The 12146-nt window shown below is 52.6% G+C and carries 13 protein-coding genes and 1 pseudogene; 12 read left to right on the top strand and 2 right to left on the bottom strand.

Features of this window, described 5'->3' with window-relative positions:
- The first annotated feature begins 306 nt into the window (after positions 1–306).
- The 8 genes from ACR0NE_RS09155 to ACR0NE_RS09120 all read left to right on the top strand — a co-directional run bounded on the left by ACR0NE_RS09155 (position 307) and on the right by ACR0NE_RS09120 (position 5180).
- A complete protein-coding gene (locus ACR0NE_RS09155) occupies positions 307–945 on the top strand; it encodes an alpha/beta hydrolase family protein (protein ID WP_170594497.1) in 639 nt (212 codons plus the stop codon).
- 58 nt (positions 946–1003) lie between these two features.
- Positions 1004–1564, top strand: coding sequence for a DUF6653 family protein (locus tag ACR0NE_RS09150; RefSeq protein WP_480459594.1), 561 nt, complete (start codon positions 1004–1006; stop codon positions 1562–1564).
- A 786-nt stretch (positions 1565–2350) separates the two neighbouring features.
- Entirely contained in the window at positions 2351–2689 is a 339-nt protein-coding gene (locus ACR0NE_RS09145; RefSeq protein ID WP_170594495.1) for a metalloregulator ArsR/SmtB family transcription factor, read from the top strand.
- Complete coding sequence (locus tag ACR0NE_RS09140) at positions 2682–3173, top strand: SRPBCC family protein (RefSeq protein WP_170594493.1); 492 nt, start codon at positions 2682–2684, stop codon at positions 3171–3173. Before ACR0NE_RS09145 ends, ACR0NE_RS09140 begins: the two co-directional genes overlap by 8 nt.
- A gap of 11 nt (positions 3174–3184) precedes the next feature.
- Complete coding sequence (locus tag ACR0NE_RS09135) at positions 3185–3793, top strand: dihydrofolate reductase family protein (protein ID WP_170594491.1); 609 nt, start codon at positions 3185–3187, stop codon at positions 3791–3793.
- A 215-nt stretch (positions 3794–4008) separates the two neighbouring features.
- Positions 4009–4335 carry a metalloregulator ArsR/SmtB family transcription factor gene (locus tag ACR0NE_RS09130; RefSeq protein ID WP_170595280.1) on the top strand — a complete coding sequence of 109 codons (327 nt, stop codon included), beginning with the start codon at positions 4009–4011 and terminating at the stop codon, positions 4333–4335.
- Complete coding sequence (locus ACR0NE_RS09125; protein ID WP_480459593.1) at positions 4286–4792, top strand: SRPBCC family protein; 507 nt, start codon at positions 4286–4288, stop codon at positions 4790–4792. The genes ACR0NE_RS09130 and ACR0NE_RS09125 overlap by 50 nt, the downstream gene beginning before the upstream one ends.
- Entirely contained in the window at positions 4785–5180 is a 396-nt protein-coding gene (locus ACR0NE_RS09120) for a GFA family protein (protein WP_170594489.1), read from the top strand. The genes ACR0NE_RS09125 and ACR0NE_RS09120 overlap by 8 nt, the downstream gene beginning before the upstream one ends.
- Before the next feature lie 202 nt (positions 5181–5382).
- On the opposite strand, the gene ACR0NE_RS09115 is transcribed toward ACR0NE_RS09120, so the two are convergent.
- Both ACR0NE_RS09115 and ACR0NE_RS09110 read right to left on the bottom strand, forming a co-directional pair.
- Complete coding sequence (locus ACR0NE_RS09115; protein WP_170594487.1) at positions 5383–6168, bottom strand: DEAD/DEAH box helicase family protein; 786 nt, start codon at positions 6166–6168, stop codon at positions 5383–5385.
- Between the two features lie 191 nt (positions 6169–6359).
- Positions 6360–8201, bottom strand: a complete 1842-nt coding sequence (locus ACR0NE_RS09110; RefSeq protein WP_170594485.1) for an adenylate/guanylate cyclase domain-containing protein — start codon at positions 8199–8201, stop codon at positions 6360–6362.
- A gap of 212 nt (positions 8202–8413) precedes the next feature.
- On the opposite strand from ACR0NE_RS09110, the gene ACR0NE_RS09105 reads away from it, so the two are divergent.
- From ACR0NE_RS09105 to ACR0NE_RS09090, 4 genes and pseudogenes are all read left to right on the top strand, one after another.
- Complete coding sequence (locus tag ACR0NE_RS09105) at positions 8414–9268, top strand: alpha/beta hydrolase family protein (protein WP_170594483.1); 855 nt, start codon at positions 8414–8416, stop codon at positions 9266–9268.
- An 86-nt stretch (positions 9269–9354) separates the two neighbouring features.
- Positions 9355–9603 (top strand): hypothetical protein, encoded by a 249-nt coding sequence (locus ACR0NE_RS09100; protein WP_170594480.1) that lies wholly within the window; start codon positions 9355–9357, stop codon positions 9601–9603.
- 15 nt (positions 9604–9618) lie between these two features.
- Positions 9619–10176, top strand: a pseudogene (locus ACR0NE_RS09095) (class I SAM-dependent methyltransferase); the annotation flags it as partial.
- Positions 10177–10363: 187 nt separating this feature from the next.
- Positions 10364–12079: an adenylate/guanylate cyclase domain-containing protein gene (locus ACR0NE_RS09090; RefSeq protein WP_480459592.1), complete on the top strand. Its 1716-nt coding sequence runs from the start codon at positions 10364–10366 to the stop codon at positions 12077–12079.
- Positions 12080–12146: the final 67 nt, after the last annotated feature.

Below are 12146 nucleotides of genomic sequence, written 5' to 3'. Positions count from 1 at the left end.
GCCAAATGCCATTTGGGTTGGCAGTAGTGCCGTTAGAAAACTGATAAGCGCGGCTGCGAAATCAGCAGGGTTTTACCTATGAGATCAAACACCGGAATGCGCCAGTTTTTGGTGCCTGACCCAGCTGGGCCTGGACCGATACCAGTTGTTTTGTTCTACCCGTGCGACAGGAAAATGTCTCCGCAGAAGGTCGGGCCTTACGCGTTCACCGCAGCGCGGGATGCTGCGCCCACACTTGTCAAAGCTCCGCTGATCGTGATGTCGCATGGCAATGGTGGATCGCCCTGGGTTCACCGGGACTTGGCCATGGGGCTCGCAGCGTTGGGTGCTTTTGTCATTTTACCGGAGCATGTCGGAAACAGCCGATCTGACAATAGCCTGGAAGGCACTCAGGAGAACCTAATCAACCGTCCTCGACAGCTGAAACTGTGCGTGGAGCACGTTTACCGTTCCAAAGAGTTCGGGCCTTACATCACCGAGACGCATGGTATTGGGCATTCTATCGGCGGTTACACCGTGTTGGCGGCCGCCGGTGCCAAGCCATATGCCGGACCACATGAAACACAATCCGGCAAAGCAGAAGAAATTGGCGTTGAACGTACATGCTTTGCATCGCTTGTAGTACTTGCGCCGGCAACTCCGTGGTTTCAGGGCGCGGATTCACTTTCAGAATTTGATACCCTGACACTGATGCTCACGGCTGAACTGGACGAAGTCACCTCTGAGTTCCACGCAGGCGTTCTTTCCTCAGGCTTGCAGCGATCAGATCTTCTCACGCACAAAGTTATTCCGGGTGCCGGTCATTTCTCATTCCAGAGCCCATTTCCTCCGCAAATGACTCGCCCTCAGTTTCCGCCATCACAGGATCCGATTGGGTTTGATCGCGCTGCATTTCAGTTAGAGTTGCTTGCGATAGTTAGTCAATTCTTGAAGATTTGCCCGTAGCGGGAAATGAAACGCTCGCCAACTTTCAGAATTTGGCTGCGTACGAGTACTCTTTCGAATGGGTAGTCGTTCAATTACGGTTTCGGTGACTTTCGGAGATGCACAAATGGACATGGCCCGGTTTTCGGAACGACTAATGGGCATGAAGGATGCGGTATGGCTACGTCATGCCAATCCGTGGTCTGTTTGGACGCGCGTGCTGACGCCATTGCCGTTTTTGGCGCTGGCGATCTGGAGCCGGGCTTGGATCGCTGGCTGGGCTTGGGCAGCAGTAGCTTTCGTTCTGATCTGGATCTGGCTGAACCCGCGCGTCTTCCCGCAACCCAATCGTTTCGACAGCTGGTCGGCACAAGGTGTTCTCGGTGAACGTGTCTGGCTACACCATCGTGAGAAAGTTTCCGAGCATCACAAACGTGTCGCGAACGTGCTGGCAGTTGGAAGCAGCTTGGGACTATTACCTTTCGCTTACGGGCTTTGGACATTCGATATCGGCATCACATGCCTCGGAATCGTTTTGATTGCAGGTGGCAAAATGTGGTTTGTGGATCGAATGGTCTGGGTTTGGCGTGACTTCCAAAGTGCCGGAGGATCGATGGAAGACTTGGAAACGGAACGATGAGGAAACGGCCGTGAGGAATGATGCGTTCTGAAATTAAGGCTGTGTGTGAAACTCCCGTCGTCGGCAGCATAGTGCCACCTGGAAAAATTCAGTTCTTACTCCCCATCTTATGCGCCATTTCGCACGGTAGGCTGGATGCAGCTTCAAATGCGAGCTCTCATTGCTGAGCTAAACGAACTTCCCGATGCGGACATAGCGGGCATTGCGAAATACTCGTCGCACACCTCGACCACGGTCAGCTTCCGATCCTGGCACTTTATCCACACAAGCGTCTGCTGGAACCACGTGTGCGACGCTTCATCGACATGCTGAACGAGGATCTCCAGTAGCTTCCTTCTAGCAGAGGAAGTTAATCCAACCTTCCAACGTTCGTTGCGATGCCGAACTCTGGAAGCAAGAGCTCTGTGTCGCCGTTATTTACATTTGGCGTAAGTGACCGGTCGCAGCCCAAAGCGGACATCGTCTTCCGCCATGTCGCCGAGCTCCAACGTATCTCAATTCAATTCCCATTGATCTTCGCAAGCCGCGCTGAATAGTCGTTTGGAAACTTCCATACTGCGCGCCCTTTTGCTCTGACCAGCCCTCGCTCACTGGCGGAGAGCGGCGTGAGCAGGCTCATGAAGATATCGCGCTCGCCCATGGGGACGAACGAAAAAAGGAGTGACCATTGCCAACAAGTCAGGTTCTTCTGCCAAGTCCGTATCCCCATCGCACAGCCGCATGGTTGATTTTGTTGGCCCTAATTATACCAGTTGATTAATTAACTGTTTGGTTTAATATCATGTCATGTTTGGCGATGAACAACTCGATGCAACCTTCTCCGCATTGGCTCATCCAACGAGGCGCGCGATCCTGGCGCGTTTGGCGCGAGGCTCAGCCACGGTGAATGAACTGGCAGAACCGTTCGAAGCAACTCTGCCTGCAATTTCAAAGCACATCCGGGTGCTCGAGGCCGCCGGTCTGGTCACACGTGGCAAAGAAGCCCAGTTCCGGCCCTGTGCCTTGGACACAAAGCCTTTGGAGGCCGTAGCAAGCTGGACCGACCAATACCGCTTCATATGGGAGGCTCGCTTCGACGCCATGGAGAAGATTCTAAATGGAATGAAGGGAACGCCCAATGAATGAGGAATACAAATGGGTGAAGATCGAGCGCGAGTTTGATTCCCCGATTGAGACTATATGGGACATGTGGACTGACCCGGCTCTGTTTCGTGCGTGGTACGGACCCCGCGGTATGTCCGTTCCGGTAGCAGAAATGGATGTGGTTGTTGGCGGTACGCGTAAGGTCTGTATGGAAATGACCGCAGCCGAACGGCCTATGAAAATGTGGTTCACCGGCGTGTACAAGGAAGTCACCCGGCCAAATCGCCTCGTTTATACCGAGAGTATGTGTGACGAGGATGGCACCCTAATCACACCTCAGGCGATGGGTATGCCCGAAGACTTTCCTGACATCACGGAAATCATCGTCGAACTCTCGGAGGCGAACGGAAAAACGCTGATGGCTATGATCCATATCGGTGTCGAAGAGGGCACAGCCGGTGCCGGTGGCTGGAACCAGGCCTTTGACAAGCTTGGCGAGTATCTTGATTCAAAAAGTTCAGACTAACGGCGGACCACATGCGACAGCTTGCCGTTCTCACATTCGTGACGCTCGACGGAGTGATGCAATCCCCAATCATGCCGGAAGAAGACCCATCCGGTGGATTTCTACATGGTGGCTGGGCCGCGCCGTATTGGGGCAGCGTCATGGACCAGGTCGAGCACCACGCCATGTCTGATCCCTATGATATGGTTTTTGGCCGCAAGACCTATGACCTCTTTGCAGGCCATTGGCCAAACGCGCCGAAGTCCGCACTTTCCGACCGTATCAACAAGGCTCGAAAATACGTTGCGACCTCACAACCTAGCAGTTTGCGCTGGCAGAATGCGCACCCGGACAACGGTAACGTCGCAGACGAAATATCGGCTTTAAAGGCACAGGATGGGCCTCTATTGCAGGTGCATGGCAGCTCCCGACTAATACAAACCCTTCTTGCTCACAGTCTTGTCGACGAGTTCCGCTTGTGGGTCTTCCCGGTGGTTGTCGGCGGCGGCAAGCGCCTCTTCGAAAAAGACTGCCCATCATGCCAACTGAAGCTGATCAGATTTGAGCACTGCGGAAATGGTGCAACGATGCAATTCTATGGACCGGAAAGTGGTGACTCACGGCCGGCACAGCAGCCGTGATTGTGGATACTCTACCACAGCACTGTGCATTGAACGCAATTGGCTCTTCTTCTCATAGCCAAGCATTTACGAAACAAATTCACCACGCCCGAGCTGCGCGGGAAGCCTGAGTTTGGCGTGATCGGATTGCTCCTCTGCTTTCAATCGCAAGCTGCCACTTGACAATCATTCAGTATAATTTAGTTTTACCTAAACTATTTAGGTTTCTTCAAATCATGCCCCATGCTGATGTTGCTTTCTCAGCCCTAGCTCACCCCGTCAGACGACAGATGTTGGATCGGCTTTTGAGTGGCCCAACCACAGTGAACCAGTTGGGATCAGATCATAAGCTCTCACCGGGTGCGATTTCTCAACATCTAAAAGTGCTTGAGCACGCACACATGATCCGCAGGACGTTAAAAGGTCGACAACATCACATCGAGTTGGACGAGAGGGGATTTCAACCTGCGTTATCATGGACTGAAAAATACGCTGCCTTTTGGAGTGACAACCTTGAATCATTGGGTGCGTTCCTGGCTCGCGAGAAGACTGATGAACAGTGAAGCTGTATCTGCCGTTAATGAAGTGAGCGTTTCAGCCTGGTATGCTGTAGACGTTCATCAGGCATTTTGCGCATGGACCGAACCCACGAAAATCGCGCAATGGTTCGGCCCCAAAGGTTTTCGTGCTGAGGTGCTCGAAATGGATGTCAGGGTCGGCGGGACTTGGCGTTTCAAGATGATCTCGCAATCTGGCGAAGCCTCGCATCACCTGGGTCGCTACCGATCAGTTGAACCCGACAAGTTCCTTTCCTTCACTTGGGAAAGTGAAAAGGAAAAAGACCTGACAGAAGGGCGCGAGACGCTTGTAAGTGTCCGGTTTACCGCTGAGCACGGAGGTGCTCGGGTGACGTTGGTGCACAAAAAATTACCCACACGCCAAGCCAAGCAAGCCCTCGAATTCGGATGGTCGAGCGGGTTTGAAAAACTGAAGCGGCAATTTGGGGGGCAAGATGACTGACACAATCAACGGAGGCTGTGCCTGCGGTGCGGTTAGATATGAATGTCGCGCAAAGATCGAGTTTTCGTTCAATTGCCATTGCAGGAAGTGTCAGAGGGCCACAGGCGCCGGCCATTCTTCTGCGTTCGCGATCCCTAAGGCTGAGATCAAAGTCTCAGGTATAGTCAAGGAATTCGCTTCACCGAGCGACAATGGTGCGATCACCTACGCCGGTTTTTGCTCGGAGTGCGGTTCGCCATTAACCAGTCGAACCGAGAGATTTCCTGAACGCATCTACGTTCATGCGGCTACTTTGGACGACCCTTCCATATTCAGCCCGGCATTCGTTGTATATGGTGAAATGGCGCAGCCTTGGGATACACCCCACGAACACCTGACGGGTGCGTAGCGCTAGGCCGCACAGCTCGCACATTATTTCGCTTGCCTTCAACCAAACACTTACGATTGGGGAACGGACCAGGCTTCGCACTAGGGCTTACTCCCGCTGTTCTCTACTATGCGCAGCATCGGCGGGTCGCAGCCCAAAACGGACCTTCGCAACCAAGCTTTGCAAATTCCGAAATGCCAACCGAACAGACCTTTGTCCGAGACTACACCCGATACCAGTTTTCAACTTCTCGGGCGGCTGCTTCGGCTGTAAAAGTAGTCTCTACGTCTGCGATTGCGTACTTTACTTCGTCTGAGCTAGCACTGAGTTCTAAGACGTTCGCATTCAGGTCATGGGCTGACCCGGCATCTGAAAAAATCGTATCGACCGCAATTCTGACGACGTTTCGGTGTTGCAGCAGGTGCTCAAAAAACCGGACATAGATCGCCTCCTCATACGGAGAATGGATGTCCACCTCAGAGACTAAGCCCAACTCCGCAGCCTTGGCGCATGTCTGGCGCCAAGCCAGCTCCATTGTGGATGGTGGCGCGTCCCTAGCCTCATCAGGATGTCTGGGGTTCGCAAATGTAGATCTTCGAATAGCTTCGAGATTGGCACGCAAGCCCTTTGTAGGAACCGGATACATGAATGTGGTTTCCTCGGAAGCTAAGGCAGGCTCAATCTGATCGGGCTGCGTCTGGATGAACTCTGAAAACCTGTTTCCGATGATAGGGACTTCACCGACAATCATGCCTGTGGGGTCAGTATTCTCCGCCAGCCATCGCGTCAGTGCTCTCCGCCCCCACAGCCCGGCTGCCTTTCGGATCAACGGATGAGTTCCATCCGAAACATCCGGATACCTCGCGAGTATATCTTCGGTTTGAAACGCCGCGAGCCCCGTATCCCAACGCATGATATGCACACGACGTCCCAAGGAGATCGCAATGGATATCTGCTGACGCAACAGGAATGACTTTCCAGATGCCGGTAATCCAGTGAAGAAAACCATGCGGCAACGACGTGCAGCGTTCGCCAAGTGTCTTCCAATCTCTGTGTCCGCAAAACTGTCCTTAGAAATAACGAATCTCCTAATTCGGTGTCGGCAACAGCGTTAGGTAGCAAGCGCAACTTGGTTCCAGAACCGCTACAAACATTCTATGCCCGCCATTCTGAAGACGATGTTTGCAAGCAATCTCGGCGTTAGTTCTCTGAAACTTCAATACCGGCAATGCGAAGCCCACCCATAATCTTTTCGATCAGCTCCGTTGGCATTCCACGTGCTCGATACGGTGCGCGTGGATCGTCAAGAAACTCCGGGTGTTCGTTTTGCAAGCGTCGCGCCATCTCTTGCGCCTTTTGTTGCTCGCCGTCCAAAGCATAGCTTGCAGTCAGGCTTGCCATCGACATGGTGGATTTCGGCGTACCCCAGCTCAAGATGACTTTTTGTGCTTCATCATAATTGCCTTGCAAGATCGCGTGCAGCACCCAAGCGTTGTTGTAGCCAGGATGAAGTTTGGGGTTGAGGTCTTTTGCGCGGGAAATCCACTCTTTACCTTTTTCAAACTCGCCGGAGTAAGCAAGAAAGATACCCAGATCCGCTAGGATCCAGGAATCATTGGGACTAAGCTCCGTGGCGTTCTTTGCGTGTTCAAAGAAGACCGCCTTGTCTTCTCCCGTCATTCTGCTGAGGATTGCCAGGGCGTAGTGCGCATCCGCATTGTCCGGGTCTTCCTCAAGTGCACGTGTGGCGGCGTCTCGGGCCTTATTTGCCCAATCCGGATCGGTGTCGAATGATCGTTTCTTAGACTCGAGATAGTTAAAGGCTAATCGCGACCAAGCAAGAGAGTAACCAGGTTCTTCCTTCACGGTTCGCAGTAGACAGTCCCGAGCCTTGCGATGCGCTTCAATGCTGAAACTTTGATAAAACCAGAATCCCAACAGATAGCATTCATAGGCTTCCAGGTTTTCCGGTGCCTTGTCGCGGATAGCCTGCTGTACAGAAGCGTTGAACAACGGGGCATCGCTTGAGCCGATTTGCGAGGCGACCTTTCTTGCAATCTCAACCTGGATATCCAGGACATTTGCGATGCTTAGGTCCATATCAAAGGGGCCCGGCGGCGTGAGTTGACGGCAAGTCCTTGCATTGATGAACGTAGTTGTCACCCGCAGTTTCGAGTCAGACCGTTGGGCCGTGCCGCCAAGTATGTAATCGGCCCCTAACGCATCCCTGATCGCTTCGCAATCTTTCCGACTGCTGAAGTCGGCGCCAGCTTCGGGAGCTATAACAAACAGGTTTGAGAACTTCGCCAACAAGGCGTTAAGATCACGCGTCAAACCTTCAGCGAAATACTCGTCTTCCTTGTTTTCCCCGATTGTTTCAAAAGGTGTAATGACAATCCGCGCACCTGACGGAAGGTCGCGCGGATCATCTCTTCCAAAGACAAAAAAAGCTGAAATCGCGGTAACTGTGGCGACAACAGCCGTCGCGGCAGTCCATCGGATCGCTGCGCTGCGCTTGGGTTTGACCGCAAGTTCCGGAGGCCAGGTCCAAACCTCGACCTTATTGGCGATATTCTTCAATTCATGGGCGCCAGCATGCGCAAATTCCGCGTCCACCTTTCCCGAAAGTTGATCGGCAACTGCTTTGGAAACACAAATGCCTCCGGGCGGTGCGGTTGCTTCCAACCGAGAGGCAATGTTGATGCCGTCTCCCAGCAGATTATCGCCATCTGCCACGACGTCACCGAGATGTATTCCGATACGAAGGTTCATGCGCCCTTTTTCCGGCAGATCGAGGTTGCGAGCTTTCAGTTCTCTTTGAATTTCCAATGCACAGCGGGACGCGTCCGTTGCACTTGTGAATTCAGCGATGACGCTGTCACCCGCGCTGCCGAACACGCGACCACCATAGTTTGAGATGAGGTCATCAATGAGTTTTCGGTAGCTCTTTAGGGTGGTAATCGTGCCCTCTTCATCACGCCCGATCAGGCGTGAGAATCCCACAAAATCCGCAGCCAGAATGGCGGTTAGACGGCGTTCCATAAGTCCCCCCGTACCACTTTAATGAAAGTTACCTGGGTTCTCGAACAAAATCTAAGTTCTTACCCAAGCTCATAACTGCTCATTTGGAAAGAGATCGACCGGCCAACTTTGCCTAAACTTCAGATAGTTCACAAACGCTTGGCCGCTGCCTTCGGAGATGCGCAACGCTGTGCTATGATTTTCTGTGACCTAACCACAAAGGTACACTTTTGATGCGACCCGAAACGCGCAATCGCATTTTGACGCTCAGTATTGTCATTGCTGTTATTGCTGCAAGTCAGAAAGAGGCCTTTGCCTCGGACGGAGAGTGTGGCGCGCCAGATGCACCTTGCACACTGGAAGGCGGTGAGTACTACGTGGCCCTACCAGATGTTCCGGATGAACCGCCTTCCGTCATTTGGTTGCACGGTTATGGACGGTCTGGGAAAGGGATGATCCAGAACTCCGCCTATGTCGATCCTTTCATACGGCGCGGCTACGCTGTGATTATGCCGAGCGGGCAGCCCAGTATTAATAGCAAAGACCTCGATTGGGGTGTGGCTGACGGGTATGATCTGGCGCGCGATGATGTCTCCTTTGTCGGCGCAGTTCGCGCCGACGCGGTGGAGCGCTTCGGTATAGACCCGTCGAGAATACTGATCGCAGGTTTCTCCCGCGGTGGTTCGATGGTCTGGGACATTGCGTGCCAAGCGCCAGAGATGGCAAGAGGCTTTGCCGCTGCGGCTGGAGCATTCTGGGAGCCCATGACCACTGAGTGCGATGCGCCAGTTCACCTATTTCACGTACATGGCTTCAAAGACCGAATGGTGCCGTTCGAAGGCCGACTGCTGACATGGGAGGGTGTTGATTTTCACCAGGGTAACGTCATGAAGGGCTTGGATGTCTGGCGCCGCGAGAACGCCTGCTTCGGTAGCGCGGAAAACAGCTTTGGCGATGACGACTCGATGCAGAAGGACTGGATGGATTGTGAGGCAGGCTCGATCCGGCTGAAAGTCACCAAAGGTGGACACGGCGTGCCGGAGGGCTGGCGGGACGCGGTGCTCGATTGGTTCGAAGCTCTACCTTGAACATTTGAGTGCCCTTATACCCTTCGGTTGCTTTGGTCGTAGATGAATTCAGTAGCACCCGACTTGTTTGATGAAAGGGTGGGAAAATGAAAGAACAGGTTTCCGATCACTATGGTCGCAGCCGCAGACTGATCGACCAAATAGCTGATCGCCTGAAGGCCGCGGGCGTTGACCCGAAGAAACTGTGCGCCGCTGATTTTGAGCCTATCGATGAGTTCCATTTTCGAGGCAGACAGGCGACTTTGCAGTTGCTGGAGCAACTTGAGCTTACACCAGGCGCGAATGTGCTTGATATTGGTAGTGGACTGGGTGGGGTCAGTAGAACAATTGCCTAGGAAGCAAAGGCCAAGGTAACAGGCATAGATCTGACGCAAGAGTTTTGCGACGCAGCCAAAACTATTTCCGATTGGGTCGGTCTCAATGAACAAACCACGTTTATTCAGGGAGATGCGACAAAACTCTCATTTTCGGACAGCAGTTTTGATGGCGCGGTAACTGTCCACGTTGCAATGAACATCCCGGACAAGCTTGCGGTGTACAAAGAGGCCCACCGTGTCCTGAAGCCGGGAGCACGATTTGGAATTTATGACATTCTACAGGGCGAAGGTGGTGACGTCGTTTATCCGACGCCATGGGCTATGGACGCCTCGATCAGTTATCTCGCAACCCCGAAAGAAATGGTCGGCTTTCTGCAAGATGCGGGTTTTAAGGTATTGGATGAAGAAGACTCGACGACTGAAAGTTCTGAATGGCTTAAGGCGAGAATTTCGAAGCCCAAGTCTAAGAGCACCATGCCTGTTACGACACAGATTCTCTTTGGGGACATCGCCAGCGATATGGTTCAGAACCAACTTCTTGCTCTGGATGAACGTCGGTTATTGACATACCGCTTCATTTGCATGGCCTGATGCTATTGTTGCATCGACGCTCGAAATAGTCATTCTCTGCGGTGTGCGGATTGGCTGATGGCAGCCCGAAGCAGACATTCACAGTCACGCTTTTCAGTTTTGCACTAAGCCATTCACTAGGACATGCGCGACGTTCAGAAAATCATGTTGTCTTTTCCAAGCAGCGTAATTTGCGCTACCAATAGACATGAATGGAGACCGCAGACTTTCCGCAGTACTCTCGGCCGATGTAGTAAACTACTCAGGCCAGATTAAGGCAGATGAAAATAGGACTCTCAGCGAACTTCGTGTTCTACGTCGAGAGTTATTTGATCCTTTGGTTAGCGATCATCGAGGTAATGTCGTTAAGAGGATGGGTGATGGATGGATAGTCGAGTTTAACTCGGTATCTGATGCAGTACGATGCGCCCTTGATCTTCAAAGCCAGGTGTCAACTCAGTCCTCATTGAAACTACGAGTGGGCGTGCATCTTGGAGATGTCGTATTCGACGACGATGACATTTTCGGCGATGGCATCAATCTGTCTGCACGTCTACAAGAGGCTTCCAACGAAGGGGCTGTGTTAATTTCAGATGTCGTCCATCGCAGCCTTGACGAGCGCCTCGCTGAGCAATTTTATCGCGCTGGAGAGCGACAGTTTAAGAACGCGCCGTCACCAATAGAAGTTTTCCAATGGTCGCCGCCAGGTTCTGCCCCACCGCGAGTAACTCCGGCTAGCCATACAAAGTCTCTGCTAATCGGCGTCTTACCTTTCGATAATCTTTCTTCTGACCCCGATCAGGAGTTTTTTGCAGATGGAATTACCGAAGAGATCATCACCACTTTATCAAAACTCCCGAATTTACTGGTCGTCGCGCGTAACTCTACATTCGTCTACAAAGGTCGCTCCGTTGACGTGAAACAGGTCGGTCTGGAGCAGGGTGTCGATCTTGTTCTTGAGGGAAGTGTCCGTCAAAGCGGTAACCGGGTGAGGATCACAGCACAGCTAATCGATGCAAAGTCCGGCATGCATATTTGGGCAGACCGCTATGATCGCCTCATTGAAGATGTATTCGAAGTTCAGGATGAAATCGCACTTAGGATTGCAACCGAGCTTCAAGTCGAACTGTTGGCGGGAGAAATGGCTCGTTTCAGAGGATCCGGCACAAATAACCTAGGCGCGTGGACTGCTCAACTAAAGGCCGTTGAGGCTTCGCGCAGAATTACCAGGGAAGCTCAGGCCGACGCTCACCGATTTGCACAACAGGCAATTGCACTCGACCCGGGTTACTCGGCTCCGTATTGTACTTTGGGATTCATTTGCACTGTCGAAGCACGACATGGATTTGTTGCTGACCGGCGTGCCGCGCTAGCGGAGGCTCGTGACTGCGCTCAGCGGGCTCTGGAAATAGACAGCTACAACCCAGAGGCTCACGCTATTGCGGGTTTTGCGGATGCAATCGATGGCAAGCTGGTTTCGGCTATCGAGAAGTTCAACGAGGCACTAGCGCTGAATCCAAACCACGCTGACGTGGCTGCCAGACTGTCAATCACCCTAGCTTTCAATGGCCAGGCAAATGAAGCGATCCAAGTCGCACAACAAGCCATTACCCTGAACCCTCACTATCCAGGTTGGTACGCAGGCGTTCTGGGTTTAGCCCTTCGACTCGACGGTCAATACGAGGAAGCCAAGAAAGCATTCACCGAATATGGTCAAAGGGTTGAAGGCTTTGGTCACCTCGACCTCGTAATCGTCCATGTAGAGACGGAGAACCTTGAGGCCGCTCGCGATGAAGCACGGAATGTGATGAAATACCGCCCTCAGTTTTCCATATCGGACTGGGCGAATACTCAACTTTTCTCTGACAGAAAAAGGCTGGAGAAAGACTGTGCGTCTTTGCGACTAGCCGGTTTGCCTGAATAGAAGCAGGGTTTCGCTGTAGCAGGATGGTTTGTGATGGAAACCAATCTCACACGTTTCCGATTTGGGT

The organism is Ruegeria sp. C9 (assembly GCF_056537585.1).
Note: the sequence above shows the minus strand (reverse complement) of the source record. Positions and strands in the feature narration are given on the sequence as shown.